The organism is Specibacter sp. NPDC078692, assembly GCF_040686835.1.
Classification (GTDB): Bacteria; Actinomycetota; Actinomycetes; order Actinomycetales; family Micrococcaceae; genus Specibacter.
The window spans coordinates 43,129-58,923 of the sequence record NZ_JBFBLV010000004.1 but is presented as its reverse complement, the minus strand read 5'-3'; the positions used below and the strand labels follow the sequence as shown (position 1 = coordinate 58,923).

Here is a 15,795-nt window from a genome sequence, read left to right as displayed (position 1 = left end):
GGCTAAGAGTCGGTGGCGTTCTCAAAGGTCTGGATGGACCGGCTGGCCAGACGCAGAATGATCTGTGATGCGCCGATCCGCTCAATGTGTACGTACTCGCGGTGCGCGGCAAATCCGGCGGCGTCAGGGTAACGCTCCAAGATGACGATCTGTTCAGGGTTCTCTGCTCCCTGGAAGAAGTCGTAGGACATGTTTGCAGGTTCTTTGCGGGTGGCCGCAGCCATTTCGCTAAGCAACTGCAGGACCGTATCAACCTCGCCGGAGTTCACCGTGTAACGGACAACAACCTGAAAAAAATGTCTTTGTCATGTGCACCAACCTTGCTCTTGAATCATGCGGACGTAGAGGACCCACCCTAGTGGCTGGCAACCGATTGCATGAGTTTGCTCAGCGATCATCAGCAGGGGCATCCTCGGCTATTGCTTTAGTGCCTCTTGCCGCCGACACCGGGGACGGAAGCGACCTGCTTCATCCACGCAGCGATCTGGGCTTCGTCCACATCGGCTAGGGATGCGATCTCCACGCCCCGGGTCGACTTGCCCATCCCCACCGGCGTTACGGGCGGGACGGGATTGAGTGCGGCCCCGTTCACAAACATGAGCTTGACATGGCCCACGAAGGCTCCGCTGCTGAAACACCAGCCATCGCCTACGCCGTAATACGCCATGCCCCACTTAACGGAGCGTTGCAGCCCGGGCAGGGTCTTGGCCGCGAGCTCATCGATGGCGTCGGCAATACCACGCTGTGGTTGCGGAAGGCTGGCGATATAGGCGAAGACCGGTTTGTCACCGACAGCTGCTTTCGCGGGGCTTGCCCTGCCGGTCATGGCTTCGTGTAGCTCGAAGGTGCCTTTCGCCCGGTCCGCCGTGGACAGGCTCGGTCTGTTGGCATCATTCTTGCCATGCTCCCCGCTGGTCATGGCTTCATACTACTCCGCGGCTCCAGAACACGGCACCCCAGCGTGCTGTCAGTGGATCGATCGAGTCGGCCCCGCACCGCCGTCGACCATCTCAGGGGCACCAAACTCAGGGGCAGTAAATTCTGGGGCGTTCCGCAGGGGCAATTTCCTGATGGCCGCGCACACCGTCAGCACCCAACCCAACAGACCGGCCAGGCAGATCCGCTCGGCGAGCCCAAGCAGCTCCGGCGTCATGATGGTGGTCAGAATCAGCGATGCGAGTCCGGCGCCTGCAATGACGGTGAAGGCCAATGCCGCCGGGTATGCGCTGGCCAGCTCATGGCTCGACCGGATCCAGCGTGTCAGTATCCAGATCCCGGCCAGTGCTGCCAAGAATCCGCTGGCCGCCACGTAGAGATGCACGCTGCCCACGGTTGTTACCTCCAGGATCCCGTCCCCGTTTTCAACATCGGTGGGGAAGAATGCCAGTATTGCGGACGACAGGCCGCCGGCGAGCATCAGCCCGGTTCCCGTTCGCCGATGCATCGTGTCCGGACCGATCGAGTTGATGGCGGCTAATGCACAGACGGTGGTGACGGTCCGGCCAAGAAAATTCAGGTTCATGATCCACCCGAACGGTCCCACGGCCAGATTGCTTTCGGCGTCGCTGATCACACTGTAGTGCGGTGGCAGAAATTGGAGCACCACGTCGACTAGAACGTAGAGAAGGATGCCTGCCATGGCTGCGGTAGCGAACCGGCGTCGAGCGGCTGCCGTGTTTTGTTGGGTCATGACTCCAGCTTTCCATAGTCAGATGAAAGCGGTACCCAATGAAAGCCGCACCTAGACTAGTCATAGAAACATTGACAGGACACCAATCAATCAGGCAAAGGGTGCCCGATCCGCCCTCTGGGGAACCGGCGTGATTGGCACTAGTCTGATCGGCAAATACATCGGGCTACTTCTCTCCTCTTCGGGGTGAGTCTGGCCGCGACCGCGTTGATCATCGTTTTCGCAGAACCCACACCAGGAGAATCATGCTTACCGTCAAGGCCTACGCTGCACCTTCCGCCACCGAAGCCCTGGTACCGAACACGCTCACACGCCGGGATATTGGTCCGCACGATGTCCTCATCGACATCAAGTTTGCCGGGATCTGCCACTCGGACATCCACACCGTCCGCGGTGACTGGGGCCCGCAAAGTTATCCACTAACCCCTGGCCATGAGATCGCTGGCATCGTCACCGAGGTTGGCTCCGCCGTCACCCGCCATGCCGTGGGCGATAGGGTCGGCGTGGGCTGCATGGTCAATTCATGCGGCGAATGCACCCATTGCCAGGCTGGCGAGGAGCAGTACTGCCTGGCCGGCAACACCGGGACATATGGCGCCGTCGACCGCGACGGGACCATCACCCAGGGCGGCTACGCCACCCATGTGGTGGTCACGGAAAACTTCGTCGTCACCATTCCCGACGGCCTTGCCCTCGACGTCGCTGCTCCCCTGCTCTGCGCCGGCATCACCACCTACTCACCGCTGCGTCATTGGGGCGCGGGCCCGGGCAAGAAGGTCGCGATCGTCGGCATGGGCGGGCTCGGCCACATGGGCGTCAAAATCGCTGCCGCCATGGGTGCCGAAGTCACCGTCCTGTCCCAAACCCTGAGCAAGCGCGACGACGGACTCAAGTTCGGTGCCCAGCGCTACTATGCGACGAGCGACCCTGAGACGTTCACCGCGTTGGCTGGCAGCTTCGATTTAATCATCAGCACCATCAGCGCCGCGGTCGACATCAACGCCTACCTGAAACTGCTCACACTTAACGGCACACTCGTCCTGGTGGGTGCCCCGCCGGAAGCCCTCCCCGTCCAGGCGTTCTCCCTGAGCATGGGACGGCGTTCCTTCGCTGGCTCCACCATCGGCGGCATTCGCGAAACCCAGGAAATGCTCGATTTCTGTGCCGAGCACGGACTCGGCGCCGAGATCGAGGTCATCTCCGCTGATCAAATCAACGAAGCCTACGAACGTGTTTTGTCCTCAGACGTCCGCTACCGCTTCGTCATCGACACCGCAACCTTGTCGAATTCTTGAAGGAAATGAACGCCAACTAGCCGCGCAATGACCTCAGGAGCCAGTTATGACCCGAAGCCGTTCTTCCGCCGCCGCTTTCTTGGGCGTGAGCCTCAGTGCCAGCATCCTGCTTGCCTCGTGCACAACAGCAACACAGCCGTCGTCCTTGAGCCCAACATCCAGCAGCATGGTCCAGGGAAGCCAGGTGCCGCCGTCGGGCCTGGGAGGAGCGGAAACCATGGCCACGGGCCTGGCCGCACCTTGGTCAGTGGTCTTTCACAACGGCACGCCGCTGGTGAGCGAACGTGACAGCTCGCGCATTCTGGAACTCGCCGAGGATGGAACCGCTCGCGCTGTCGGAACCATTGAAGGCGTGGAAGCCGCAGGCGAAGGCGGCCTGTTGGGCATGGCCGTCGATGAGCAAGGGCGCCTGTACGTCTACTTGACCACGGCCGAAGGAAACAGAATTGAGAGGTTCACCATCACTGGCGAGCCAGGATCACTGGCCTTGGGGCACGCCGAGACCATCCTCGAGAAAGTCCCTTCCGCCAGTAACCACAACGGAGGCCGTATCGCCTTCGGCCCCGACGGCATGCTCTACGCCACCACGGGCGACGCCGGACAGCGCAACCTGGCCCAGGACCTGGATTCCCTCGGCGGCAAGATCCTGAGGATGACGCCCGATGGCGACGTACCGCAGGACAACCCCTTTTCCGGGTCGCTCGTCTACAGCTACGGGCACCGCAATCCGCAAGGGCTTGCCTGGGCAGCGGATGGCACCATGTTCGCCACGGAGTTTGGCCAGAATACCTGGGACGAGCTGAACGTCATCACTGCCGGCGCCAATTACGGCTGGCCAATGGTGGAAGGGATCGCCACCGCCGAGGGCTTCGCCGACCCAGTCCAACAGTGGGCACCCGAGGGAGCCAGCCCCAGTGGCATGACTCAACTCGATGGCATGCTGTACATCGCTAACCTGCGCGGTCAAGTGTTGCGGGCCGTTCCGGTGGCCGACCCTTCCACGTCTACCGGCTACTTCAGCGCAGAGTTCGGACGTCTTCGAGACGTCACGGTTGCGCCGGACGGGGCCCTGTGGTTTCTCACGAACAACACCGACGGACGCGGGAACCCGAGCGCTGAGGACGATCGAATCTTGGCTGTTGTTCCTTGATGATGGTGCATTCAGTTCCAGAGCTGAACGTTAAGTCCAGATCCTACTGCTCCGATATAACCCCGGAGAATCATCGACCAAGACTATTCCCAAGTCCCAGCTTTCGCCCGAGGCGTCCGCCGCCTTGACTTCCCACAGCCCAGTGTCAACAACGGTCATGCTGGAGGCATCCAGAACCAATCGCAGTGCAGACATGTGGTTCGTGAATTCAGCGGCGCCTGTCTCTTTGTCAGTCATCGGCAGTACCCGCCGGATATCATCATCATGCCCAGAATTCAGGGCAGTCTCCACGGCAGCGATAGCTGTGGCCGTCAGAACAGGTGCCGATACTGTTGGAGCTGGACTAACGGAAGGTTGCTGCGCAGTTGTAGAAGTTGTTGTAGAACTTGGAGTCAAGTCAACCTGCCCTGTTGGAGCATTTTTTGGCGTCATGACAAACCAAACAAGGGCCAAACCAAACAAGGGCCACAAAACAAAGTTCCACAAGACAAAGTTCCACAAGCACAGCTAGCAGCGTCCACCAGCGTTTGTGTTTCGCCAGATCAACACTCACCATAGCCCTCCGCCTTCCAGAAACACCACGGGTCACGAAATACCACTAGTCGTACACGTGTCTGAGGCCAAAGTTAGCCGTAGGAAGCAAAACAGACAAGCCCCTTGACCTTCTCATGAGCCGTCCAATAGCATCCGCACACTATCGCCGGTCCAGTGCGATGTCGACGTCCTTGGGGTGTCAATGATTCGCAAAGTGGTTGGCGGGCTTTAGGGACGTGACGCTGAGTTGGCGCTAATGAAGCGAACACTTGAGCGAGTAGGTAGACGAGATGCCGGTCCTGAGGGAGCGATGGTCATGCTCAACGGCACTAGCGGGTCATGGAAATCAGTACTCGCCGACGCTGTGCTAGTTGCTGCGAAGCAATTTGGGTACGTCTGTTTTCGTCCGGCTTGCGAGCCCTTCTATGGAGGGATGAGTTACTTGCCGGTCAGGGAGCTCATTCGGCAATTGGCGGAGGGGCGGCAGTGATCGGCTGACTCGGAACGCACCTAGGCCTGACGTGGGACTTTATCCTGCCCTTCAGCTTCTGTGTTCTCGGCGTCATCTTGGCCTCACATGTTGCCCCGCAGCCTGCCGTGGAGGGGATTAACTCACTGAGCGGGACAGCCCTACGGTAGGTCCCGCCGTCGCACACCCCCACACGGCAAGCCGCTCCAAAGTTGCTCCTGCCAAACACTTGAAGGGGGCGGGTGGGCGTGCCATGCTGTGAAAACCCTCAGGAGGAAATCATGCAGCGAATCGTGCCCAATATCTGGTGCCAAGGCAACGCCAACGACGTCGGCCACTACTATGCGTCAGTGTTCCCCAAGACGAACATGGACGTGGTGGCGTCCTACCCGGAGGACAACCTGCCGGACTTCCAGCAGGCTCTCGCCGGGCAGCCGCTCGTGGTCGATGTGACCATCAGCGACTACCGGCTCCGACTGATCAACGCGGGCGGGGAATTTCGGCCCACACCCGCCATTTCCTTCATCCTCAACATGGACCCGTTGATGTTCGACGGCGACGAAGCACTCACGCGTGAGACGATCGCAACGATGTGGGATGCACTCGCAGACGGCGGCCAGGTGCGCATGGCACTGGGCGCGTACCCGCACAGCCAACTCTATGGCTGGGTAGAGGACAGGTACGGGGTGAACTGGCAGTTGATGCTGACCGACCCGGTAGGCGAACCGCGTCCCTTCGTGACCCCGCAGCTCCTTTTCACCGGGGAGAGCGCGCAGGCGCAGCAGGCCATGGACCTGTATCAGGGACTCTTCCCGAACTCCGGCCCGGGCATGGTGGTGCCGCAGGGGGATGGCAGCGGGGTCATGTTTGCCGAGTTCACCCTGGATGGCCAATGGTTCTCCGCCATGGATGGTGGAACAATCCACGACTTCACGTTCTCACCGGGCGTGTCACTGGAGGTGGACTGCACGGATCAGAACGAGATCGACACTTTCTGGGATGCCTTGAGCACCGTCCCGGAGGCCGAGCAGTGCGGCTGGCTCGTGGACCGCTTTGGGGTCAGCTGGCAGATTGTCCCCCAGAATATGGCTGAACTCTTGCAGCACCCTGGCGCATATCAGCGCATGCTCGCCATGAAGAAGATCGTTATCGCGGAGCTGTAGGAAACCGTGGGCCCGCCGTAGCCCTGTCATCTGTCCACTGCCGGGGTTAGGATGGCACAAACACCAGCTTAAAACCGAGAACCCGCGGTCATGTGCAGTTGCGCGTTGAGAAAGATTCACCGGAGTCACCATGCCACCAGTTGCGCCGTCCGACCCCGCGCCGTCGTCCGCGTTTTCCAACACCACCTCAACGGCCGGGCTTGACGCCCAAACCACCTCCTCATTTCAGCAGGCGCTCGATGACACGCGCTTAGCACGCGAGTTTCCGGGGGTGATTGCTGGGTCGTGTCGCCACGGGGCAGTGGGACCGGCACCTCCGGCACCCGGGGGAAAGGTGAAACCGAACAACCCTCCGCTACGGCTGCAACCAGGATCGGCAGCCTCACCAAGACCATGACGGCGTCCATTCTTCTGCACCTCGCGGAGCAGAAGAGGCTGTCTCTGACCGAAACAATCGACAAATATGTACCCGGGATGCCTAATGGCAGCACCGCAACACTGCGCCGGCTCGCAGACATGAGCAGCGGCATCCCGAGCTACACCGCAGACGCCGGCTGGCAGCAGCAGGTAGTCAGCGACCCGGACAAGGCATGGACTCCGCAGGAGCTCATCGGCATCGTCAAGGACAAGCCGGCCGATTTCGAGCCGGGACACGGTTGGGCGTACTCAAACACCAACTACGTATTGCTGGGCATGATCATTGAACAGGTCACCGGGGAAAATATAGCGGACGTGTTCCAGGAACGACTCTTCGAACCGCTCGGCATGTCCCATTCGGTCTTCCCCACCACGTCCCAGCTCCCCACCCCGCACCTGAGTGGAATCACCGACCAGGGCATGCCAGCCGGTGAGGTCATCTCCACGCTCGATGACCTCACGACATGGGGTGCAGGGTTGTTCACGGGAACCGGCATTCTCGAGCCTGCCACCCAGCAGGAACGTCACGATTCGATCATCCGGGACTTCCCGCCGTCGTACTGCGACACCGCCCTCCAACACCGCCGGCTATGGAATCGGCATCAGCGACAAGGTCGGATGGTGGGGCCACGACGGGACCATTCCCGGCTACACCACGTCCCTCTTCCACAACTGCACCTCCGGCACCACGGTCATGGTGGTGGTCAACAGTGATGTGACTTTCGACGGCGCGGCGGGGCCCGTCGGCCCTGCACCTGCTGTTTTCGCTGCCCTGCTTGGCGCATTGACCGAACCCTGATTCCGCGTCCGGCGGCCGTGCTGGACAGCTGTTCCCCCAGCCCGCAACGCCGCGGGCATGTGAAAGGACGGACAACCATGAATGAACAACCAGCAGCACCGTTTCGTCGAGGCGCACTGTTTGACAGCGAATTCCACGACGAATTCGGCCAGTGGCCGGTGGCATACATCCCGTATGGCGGACCCACCATGGGTGAGATCACCGCCGTCGCACGTGCCGTAGGTGACGGCGATGACGCTGCATTCCTGGAAGGGTGGGTCGCGGCCGGGGACGCCAAGGTTGCCCAAGCCGAGGCGGCACTTGCCAACGGGCACCGGGTCAGCGCCCGGGACATGTTCCTGAAGGCCAGCTCAATGTACGCAACCTCGTTGCACCCCATGTTTGGTGCGCCCCCGGATCCTCGGCTGGTGGCGGCGTTCGGCAAGCAGATGGCCGCATTTGGGCGCGGGATGGAGCTGAGAGATGTTCCGGTGCAGCAGATCGGAATACCTTATGAGGGTGTCGAGTTGCCGGCTTATCTCATTCCCGCAACCGGGCACGAAAGGCAGGCTCGGCCGCTGCTGATCCTCAACAACGGCTACGACGCCACGATCACCGACATGTATTTCGCCTCCGGAGTCGCGGCCCTTGAGCGCGGCTACCACGTGCTGATGTTCGACGGTCCCGGGCAGGGTGCCATGCTGTACAAGCAGGGGCTGGCGCTGCGTCCTGACTGGGAGGTGGTGATCTCGGCCGTCGTGGACTACGCCGAGACGGTGGAGATTGTTGACGTCTCCCGAATTGCGCTCAGCGGCTGGAGCCTGGGCGGCTACCTGGCGCCCCGGGCAGCCACGGCGGAACATCGGCTGGCCGCCTGCATCGCAGATCCGGGACAGCTGGACCTTGGGGATTCCGTCCGCGCCTTCGCCGGCAAGTTCGGCGCCACTCCCGAGGAAGTCGCCGACCTGAACAATCTCACGGATGAAACCATTGCGGTCATGTGGAAGGCCATCCAGGCGGACCGGAAGCTGCGCTGGAGCATAGTGCAGCGCGGCTTCTGGGCGAACAGTGTTTCTGACCTTCGTTCCTTCATGATCAAGACGGCACAATTCACGCTGAAGGACAGGATCGGCGGCATTCAGTGCCCTACCTTGCTCACCTCAGCCGAGGGAGATCCCCTGGCTGACGCGACGGAAGCCTTCTACGATGCCTTGGAATGCCCCAAAACCTTCATGCGGTTTACGGCAGCGGAAGGCAGCAGCGGGCATTGCGAGATGGGTAACCGGGTGCTGCTCAACCAGCGGGTCCTCGACTGGTTGGATGACACGCTCAGGGTTGGGGCAGGCTGAGCCTTGCAGCAGGCAGGCTGCCCTGCAAGTCCGGCCCGCCTCCGTGGCGTGGCGGGATCTGCTGGCCGAACTCGCCGCGAGGCACTATGGTTTCTTCTCGGTCGCGGGATAGCTGACCTGCAAGTCCGGCCCAACAACGGCTCCTTCACTGAGTTCTGCTGGCTTCAATGAGGCGTGGCCGAGGATGTGGTGCACCTTCACGTCGTGGGCGAGCAGGTGGTCGGTGATGATGCGCCGGTGACACCTCCACCAGACAGCCTCCGAACACATCAAGGCCGTGGTACGTTCTGAACCTAGCTCTTGGAGCTCGGCCAAAGCCTGGCGAAAATCTTCCGACAGGGCGTGGTCTGCATAGTTGTGGAAGCTGCGGACCTGCCACCAGGCATTGACCTCGAACGGGATGACCTTACTAACGGGCCGACGCCCCGTCAGTGCCTCCTTGCGCACCAACGTGATGCCCTGCTCGCGCAAAGCCTCGCTGAGGGTGTCGGCGTTGAACTGCGGATACTTGTTGGATCCCGGCAACTTCCGAACATCCAGCACCTGTTCAATTCCATGTTGCTGGAGCAGTTCCAGGAACTCCTCCAGCGACCGGTTCGAGTGTCCGATCGTGGCGATGGGAAGCGGCGCCTCACCCGTCACTTGCCAGACTTCCCTGACGTCTTTGAAGCAGATTTTTTGCCCTCGATCAGGTGGAGGGCGCCGCCCTTGTGGGCGGCAATATGGTCGGTTTTATCGCTCTTGATCTCGTACTGCGGATCCTTCTCGGACGCCCTGTGGGTATGCCCTTTGTAATCGAAATCTGCGGTGTGGACGTGGGTGATGTGGCCGGAGACCCGGCCGGCCTCGGAGTTCCATGAAACGTGGTCACCGACGGAGAATTTCCCTGACATGAGTGCCCTCCTTCTTTTTCCCATTCAAGCACTTGGGCAAGGAGTAGTCACGGGCTCACGCCGATTACCGGGAAGTTCCACGGCGGTTCTCGCCTCTGCTTTGTTGACTCACCTTCCGGCCCGGGGTTGAGGAACATGTCAGCGCCACCTCTCCGGATCTTCGGAGGATCATGTTGAGTCAAGTCACGGCGGGTGGTTGGCACACTTTCCGAAATTGTGATGACTACTGGTGTCATGTCACTGTCATTCCGGCAGTGGCATGCCGAAAGTGTTGGTGACGGTGTCCTGCAGAAGTTGTCTCGCGCTTTTTTCCAACTACACCGTGCCGAGCGCGTAGGGAACCGCCAATGACGTGGGAACATTCCAACAGGCCACCACATCAAGCCACGATCCAGTGGCTTCTGCCACGCGTGCAGCTTCATTGAGCGCCGCAATGGGCCCGGGGACCCATCAATTCCGACGCCAATTTTGCCCATTTCCTGATTTGCGCTCACTGTACAAACCTTCCCTCGACGCCATGGCCATCTGGCTTCCATCCTGCTGTGCCATGACGCTGCGCCATAACGCCAGTGCATAGGGTCCAACGGCACCATTCCTTGGCGAGGCACGTCGCCGATCCACGGATTCGGGACCTTTGGCTCTGTGGTCCGCCCCGGCGCGGGCATACGCTGGCTGGCATGACATCAGGCTTGGCAATACAGCCGTCTGGGTTGTTTGGCACGCATCCAGCCCACAACATCGACTCTGGAGCAGGCAGGGGCCAACCATTTTGAACGCTACGCGGAAGTCGCAGAAATTCTAATCCGGCACGGATTCAGCTCGTTCGCTCCGTTATTGGGGCTTGGGCAGCTGCATCTGGGGCCCATGCCGCTTAGGACTGGAACAATGGCAACTCCCGACAGGCTGGTTGTGGCATTGGAGGAACTCGGCCCCACCTTCATCAAGCTCGGCCAATTGCTCTCAACACGCCCGGACATTCTCCCCCGGCAGTACATCACCGCGCTGGCACGACTTCAAGACGATGCTCCTCCCGTGGCAACGGACGATGTTCGTACAATTCTCGAGCAGGAATTGGGAGCTTCCCCTGACGTTGTTTTCAGCACCTTTGTGGACACCCCTCTCGCCAGCGCCTCCATCGGCCAGGCCCACGCGGCTACCCTTCACGACGGCACCTCTGTCGTCGTGAAGGTGCGCCGTCCCGGCGTCGTTGCCCAGGTTCAGGAGGATCTGGAGATACTGCAAAACTTGGCTCACCAGGCCAGCCGAAATTGGGCGGCGCTGGATGACTACAACGTGGAGGCCGTGGTCTCCACGTTCGCGGCAACCCTGCGGGCAGAATTGGACTATCTTGCGGAGGGACGGAATGCGGAGCGGTTCGCCCGTAATTTTTCCCACGCCACCGGCATCCACATTCCTAAAATCTACTGGTCAACCACCACCTCCAGAGTCTTGACGATGGAAAGGATCTACGGCCAAAGAATTGATGACAAGCAGGTAACCAACCTGCCCCTGGCAGACAGGGACCGACTCGCCACCACGGCGGCCACGGCAGCAGCCAAGATGATCTTCGAAGACGGTTTCTTCCACGCCGATCCGCACCCAGGAAATCTGTTCGTGGAGGCCACTGGCCGGATTGGACTGATCGACTTTGGCATGGCGGGAGAAGTGGACGAACAGCTCCGGAAGCAGCTCGGCAAACTCCTCCTCGCCTTCAGCCGCAACGACCCCGACCGAATCAGCCGCGCACTGCTGGGACTCTCCGTAAACCGAACTGCCACCGACCGAGGGCGCCTCCGGCAGGACGTGGCACGCTTTATGCAGCAATATCAGGGTCGGAATCTGGGCGAGATCCGGATTGCGCCACTGATCACCGAAATACTGACTATCCTGCGCACCCACCACATCCAACTACCCAGCGGAATTGCCATGCTCACGAAAATGGTCATCATGACCGAAGGCATGGGGGTGGGTCTCAACCCTGGCTTCAACCTCGGCGAAGTGCTCAACCCTACGCCGGGCGGCTGGCTCTAGAACAAATCAGCCCGCAAAAACTGCCTGGACTGCTCAAGCAACTGGGCCTGGATGCGGCCGCCTTTGGTGCAGACATGCCTGAAAGGCTGGAACGCATGTTGCAGCAACTCGACGACGGCGTCGAAGTGCATCTTCGTGCCGAGGAACTCGCTCCGCTCGTTGCAAGGGCCGAACGCATTGGCAACCGGCTGGTGGCCGGCCTGATTCTCGCGGCCTTCATTCGGGGCATCGGCGAACTGACAGCGGCAGACCACCGGCACCTGCAAAACTGGCAAAACACCCTGCTGGCCACAGGCGTTGGAGCCTTGGGTGCCATGGGCGGCTACCTGGCGTGGACGTCCCGTCCCGGGCTCCGCAGCCGCCGTCAATAGCGCTCCGGTTCACCGCCGAGCACCAACCTCCGGCCGTTCACACTCACCGGAGTAATCTCGACGTAGGTCCATTTCCGTGCCTTGGTCCAAGAATCGAGGTGGAGCAAGTCAGCGGTGCCAATCTCCGTCTGGGACTCCACCACCCTGGCCGTCCCCTTAACCACCACGCTCCACGCTTCCCCATCGCCGACTTCGTCGCTTTCCAGCGCCACCAAGGCATTGATTGTCATCTCGGCAAGTTTGGTGCCAGGATTTGTCCTGATCCAAATCTTCTCTGTGGTAGCGACGAAATTAAGCGGAAAATGTCCGGCTGATTGGCGACACTCACGGCCAACCTGCCAAATCGGCTGCCCTGCAGCAACCCCCACGCTTCGTCCCATGACAACACAACCCCGGGCTCTTCATCACTGTTCATAATCCGATCATCATGCCATTCTGTGCTTTTGTGTAGGGCCCAAGGGCCGTGATTACACGCAGCGGTCCGCCAAGGAGAATTTCCTGCAAGAACTTGGGACTTTGGTCCATGGTTTCCAGTCCTCTCACGGGTGATTATGGAAGTATCCCGCAAACGTGCGGGACCGTATGCCCAGGAGGTTGGGTCCCACGAAGAAATGGCGGCCATGCGCCCAAGCACCGAAGCCCACCACAACCCAATGCCAGCCCAGCATCGAAGAATCCGAGGAAGACATCATGGAACTGTCGGAGCACGAATCACGCATCCTCCAAGAGATCCAGCAAGACTTGACGGCCAGCGACCCGCGACTGGCGAGGGTTCTGACCACCGCCACGATCCAGGGACGGGCAATCCAGCACCTGTTGCTGGGCACCGCTGTCTTGGGGCCGAGCTTAGGACTGATGATCTTTGCCCTGACACTCGGTTCGATGCCCCTGGGCGCGGTAGCGTTCACCGCCATGACAGCAGGGGCCTATGTCGCATCGGCCCGATTTCCCCGGTTCCGAACGAAGAGAAGACTTAGTCGAAAATCAGTCAGGTCACAAATCCTGCCGGACCAGTGACCTCATGCTTCGCTTGCCCAGCGCACGCACCAGGCCGGAGAATGGGCTCCTAGACTGGCATGACCATGAGCACGCCGTTCGATTTTGCTTTCACGTCATGATTTTGACGGATCAATCCAGGAGATGATGGAAATTATGGGCATGAAGGTGCAGGCAACACATCCCGGACCCGCCACTGCCATCCGAGTCTTTATACTTGATGACCACGAACTTGTCAGACTGGGCCTAAAAGAAATGCTGGAGGGGAATGGCTTCACAGTTGTTGGCTCTTCCGGCTCAGCGGCGGAGGCCACACGCCTGATCCCTGCGCTTCATCCCGACGTGTGCGTGCTCGACGGGAGGCTGCCGGACGGTACCGGAATTGAAGTGTGCCGTGATGTGCGCTCAGTGGATCCGTCACTGAAATGCTTGATTCTGACAAGCTACGACGATGAGCAAGCACTCCGTGGAGCTGTGCTGGCTGGTGCTTCCGGTTATGTTTTGAAGGAGATTGGCGGCACAGACCTGATCTCTGCCATCCGGCTGGCTGCTGATGGCGGGTCCTTGTTTGATAGTGACCTCAAGAGCAGGGTTATTGCTGGCCTCACCGAACCGATCCCACTGGATCCCCGCGTGGCAGCTCTTACGGCACAGGAGCGCAGGGTCTTGACGCTCATTGGGCAAGGCATGACAAACAAGCAGATCGGCCAAGAACTGTTCCTTGCCGAAAAAACTGTCAAGAATTATGTGTCCTCACTGTTGGCGAAGCTTGGCTTCGAGCGTCGCACGCAGGCAGCTGTCTACATCACACGGAAATAGACTCCGGGGCAAGAGCCTGCCAAATAATCTTGACTCTATGGGCTGCTATTGGCAATTTCACGGTCCAGCGGAACTGACCAAAAGAATCTCGTCCCCTGACTCTCTGAGCCTTCCACCTGAAACACGCCGTCGTGGTTCAGTGCCCGAATCTCCATGTTTGCCAAACCGCTTGTGCCGTGGGGATTCCCGAGTCCACAGCCGTCGTCAATGACCGTGACACTCAAGGCTCCGCCGTTCGCGGAGACCGCAATGTCAATCTGGCTCGCTTGCGCATGCCTGACAGCATTACTGACGCCTTCCGTCACCACGGCAAGCAATTGGCCCGCCAGTTCAGGTGCCACGCGTGAATCGATGGGCCCGGACAGGACGATGCTTGGCGCAAAGGAGAGAGGTCTGGATACTTTGCTGACGACGTTCAAGATACGGCTGCTCAAGAGGTCGGTCCCACCGGACGAGGCACGGAGAGAATAAATGGTATCCCTTAGCTCCTTGATGGTTGCATCCAACTCGTCAGTAATGGCATGGATGCGAGAGAGACCCGCTGGATCGGAAACGAACCTGGCCATGCTCTGTATATTCAGCCCGGCGGCAAACAAGCGCTGGATAACGACGTCGTGGAGATCCTGAGCAATACGGTCGCGATCTGCGTACAACACCAGTTGTTCACGGATGCGATGGGTCTTGGCAAGCTCCAGAGCCAGTGCCGATTGTGCACAGTAGACGGCTGCCATTTCGACCGTGAGTGCCGAAAATCCCTTATCAGTCCTTGCCCGCACCAGTATGAGCAATCCCTGTTCGGCGCCCTTTGTGCCCAGGCGCGCCAGCAGTGCTGGTCCAGCCAGCCCTCCGGCAACGGATCCCAGAAGTTCGGTTGCCTTGCTGAAGGTCGCCGGCCTGCCCGACGTCAGGACGTTTCCCAGCCTGACACTGTCAAGATCCAACAACTGCCCCTGCCGTGCCTTCGAGTCCCTGCCGGCACCCGCAAGAACCTCCAATTGTCCGGCCTCATTGGGCGGACCGGCAATGAGGGCCAGCGTGGATTCCGATGCATCGAGGGCAGCCTCGGCCACCCAGCTCCGGCCAGCAGAGGGAACCTCATTCTGGGCGCCCATCATCCGCACCGCAATCTTTCTGCCGGCCTCCAGCCACTGGGTGCGCAGTTGTGCATCATCGAATAGTTTGGCGTTTTCAATAGCAAAACCGGCTGCGCCCGCAAGCGCGACGGCCATTTCCTGGTCTTCGTCCGTAAACAGTTCTCCGCCATTTTTTTCGGTGAGATACAGGTTTCCAAAAACAAAGTCTCGGACGCGGATGGGAACTCCCAAGAAGGTGCGCATGGGGGGATGATGCTCGGGGAATCCATAGGACGCGGGGTGGTCGTGAAGGTTGGGGAGGCGGATTGGGCGCGGATCTCGGATCAGCAGCCCCAACACTCCGTGGCCTGTGGGCAGGGGGCCTATGAGTTTTGCCAGTTCGGGATCGACGCCTTCCGTTACAAAATGGCTCAGCCTGCCATTATCGCCGATGACGCCCAAGGCCCCGTACTCGGCGTCAACGAGTTTGCAGGCTGCTTGCACAATGTGCCTCAGCACTGCATCCAGGCTGGGCTCTTCGGCAATGCATACAACCGCCGAGAGAAGCCCCTGCACCTTATCCTCGGCCGACAGACGAGGTGACTGGACGGAGGAGTCCGCCGATTCTTCGTTGCTTTGTCTCTGCTGCCTCATATCAGCCTTCCTTTGCATGCCTGGCTGAGCCCCTGGGTGCCGTTGGTTCCCCCCGTTTGGCTCATGCTACGCGGTTGGCAGCCATGCAGCCACGGTTGACAACAGGACTTTGT

General features: G+C 60.2%; 16 protein-coding genes and 1 pseudogene. 9 read left to right on the top strand and 8 right to left on the bottom strand.

Annotated elements, in window-relative coordinates:
* Positions 1 to 2: 2 nt before the first annotated feature.
* The 3 genes and pseudogenes from AB0O97_RS04285 to AB0O97_RS04275 all read right to left on the bottom strand — a co-directional run.
* Positions 3 to 275: pseudogene (locus AB0O97_RS04285) on the bottom strand (antibiotic biosynthesis monooxygenase); the annotation flags it as partial.
* 149 nt (positions 276 to 424) lie between these two features.
* Entirely contained in the window at positions 425 to 919 is a 495-nt protein-coding gene (locus tag AB0O97_RS04280; RefSeq protein WP_363880298.1) for a DUF1801 domain-containing protein, read from the bottom strand.
* Between the two features lie 48 nt (positions 920 to 967).
* Entirely contained in the window at positions 968 to 1,690 is a 723-nt protein-coding gene (locus AB0O97_RS04275) for a DUF998 domain-containing protein (RefSeq protein ID WP_363880295.1), read from the bottom strand.
* A gap of 245 nt (positions 1,691 to 1,935) precedes the next feature.
* Between AB0O97_RS04275 and AB0O97_RS04270 the strand changes: the two genes are divergently transcribed.
* Positions 1,936 to 2,985, top strand: coding sequence for an NAD(P)-dependent alcohol dehydrogenase (locus AB0O97_RS04270; protein WP_363880292.1), 1,050 nt, complete (start codon positions 1,936 to 1,938; stop codon positions 2,983 to 2,985).
* 46 nt (positions 2,986 to 3,031) lie between these two features.
* Positions 3,032 to 4,135 carry a PQQ-dependent sugar dehydrogenase gene (locus AB0O97_RS04265; RefSeq protein WP_363880289.1) on the top strand — a complete coding sequence of 368 codons (1,104 nt, stop codon included), beginning with the start codon at positions 3,032 to 3,034 and terminating at the stop codon, positions 4,133 to 4,135.
* Between the two features lie 30 nt (positions 4,136 to 4,165).
* On the opposite strand, the gene AB0O97_RS04260 is transcribed toward AB0O97_RS04265, so the two are convergent.
* Positions 4,166 to 4,372: a hypothetical protein gene (locus tag AB0O97_RS04260; RefSeq protein ID WP_363880286.1), complete on the bottom strand. Its 207-nt coding sequence runs from the start codon at positions 4,370 to 4,372 to the stop codon at positions 4,166 to 4,168.
* Positions 4,373 to 5,419: 1,047 nt separating this feature from the next.
* Here AB0O97_RS04260 and AB0O97_RS04255 point away from each other — a divergent pair.
* The 3 genes from AB0O97_RS04255 to AB0O97_RS04245 all read left to right on the top strand — a co-directional run bounded on the left by AB0O97_RS04255 (position 5,420) and on the right by AB0O97_RS04245 (position 8,845).
* Positions 5,420 to 6,301, top strand: coding sequence for a VOC family protein (locus AB0O97_RS04255; protein WP_363880283.1), 882 nt, complete (start codon positions 5,420 to 5,422; stop codon positions 6,299 to 6,301).
* Positions 6,302 to 6,586: 285 nt separating this feature from the next.
* On the top strand, positions 6,587 to 7,432 hold the full coding sequence (locus tag AB0O97_RS04250) for a serine hydrolase domain-containing protein (protein WP_363880280.1): 846 nt from the start codon (positions 6,587 to 6,589) through the stop codon (positions 7,430 to 7,432).
* A 162-nt stretch (positions 7,433 to 7,594) separates the two neighbouring features.
* The gene (locus AB0O97_RS04245) at positions 7,595 to 8,845 is read left to right on the top strand and encodes an alpha/beta fold hydrolase (RefSeq protein WP_363880277.1); all 1,251 of its coding nucleotides are present in this window, start codon (positions 7,595 to 7,597) and stop codon (positions 8,843 to 8,845) included.
* 84 nt (positions 8,846 to 8,929) lie between these two features.
* Here the strand turns inward: AB0O97_RS04245 and AB0O97_RS04240 are convergent, their stop codons facing one another.
* Together AB0O97_RS04240 and AB0O97_RS04235 are read right to left on the bottom strand one after the other, a co-directional pair.
* On the bottom strand, positions 8,930 to 9,487 hold the full coding sequence (locus tag AB0O97_RS04240) for a DUF488 domain-containing protein (RefSeq protein WP_363880274.1): 558 nt from the start codon (positions 9,485 to 9,487) through the stop codon (positions 8,930 to 8,932).
* Entirely contained in the window at positions 9,484 to 9,738 is a 255-nt protein-coding gene (locus AB0O97_RS04235; protein WP_363880271.1) for a DUF2945 domain-containing protein, read from the bottom strand. The genes AB0O97_RS04240 and AB0O97_RS04235 overlap by 4 nt, the downstream gene beginning before the upstream one ends.
* An 885-nt stretch (positions 9,739 to 10,623) precedes the next feature.
* On the opposite strand from AB0O97_RS04235, the gene AB0O97_RS04230 reads away from it, so the two are divergent.
* Complete coding sequence (locus AB0O97_RS04230) at positions 10,624 to 11,769, top strand: AarF/UbiB family protein (RefSeq protein ID WP_363880268.1); 1,146 nt, start codon at positions 10,624 to 10,626, stop codon at positions 11,767 to 11,769.
* Between the two features lie 74 nt (positions 11,770 to 11,843).
* A complete protein-coding gene (locus AB0O97_RS04225) occupies positions 11,844 to 12,140 on the top strand; it encodes a hypothetical protein (RefSeq protein WP_363880265.1) in 297 nt (98 codons plus the stop codon).
* On the opposite strand, the gene AB0O97_RS04220 is transcribed toward AB0O97_RS04225, so the two are convergent.
* Positions 12,134 to 12,520, bottom strand: coding sequence for a pyridoxamine 5'-phosphate oxidase family protein (locus AB0O97_RS04220; protein WP_363880262.1), 387 nt, complete (start codon positions 12,518 to 12,520; stop codon positions 12,134 to 12,136). The genes AB0O97_RS04225 and AB0O97_RS04220 overlap by 7 nt on opposite strands.
* A gap of 310 nt (positions 12,521 to 12,830) precedes the next feature.
* Between AB0O97_RS04220 and AB0O97_RS04215 the strand changes: the two genes are divergently transcribed.
* Entirely contained in the window at positions 12,831 to 13,157 is a 327-nt protein-coding gene (locus tag AB0O97_RS04215) for a DUF3040 domain-containing protein (RefSeq protein ID WP_363880259.1), read from the top strand.
* A gap of 126 nt (positions 13,158 to 13,283) precedes the next feature.
* Positions 13,284 to 13,955: a response regulator transcription factor gene (locus tag AB0O97_RS04210; protein WP_363880687.1), complete on the top strand. Its 672-nt coding sequence runs from the start codon at positions 13,284 to 13,286 to the stop codon at positions 13,953 to 13,955.
* 35 nt (positions 13,956 to 13,990) lie between these two features.
* Here the strand turns inward: AB0O97_RS04210 and AB0O97_RS04205 are convergent, their stop codons facing one another.
* Positions 13,991 to 15,682: a GAF domain-containing protein gene (locus tag AB0O97_RS04205; protein ID WP_363880256.1), complete on the bottom strand. Its 1,692-nt coding sequence runs from the start codon at positions 15,680 to 15,682 to the stop codon at positions 13,991 to 13,993.
* Positions 15,683 to 15,795: the final 113 nt, after the last annotated feature.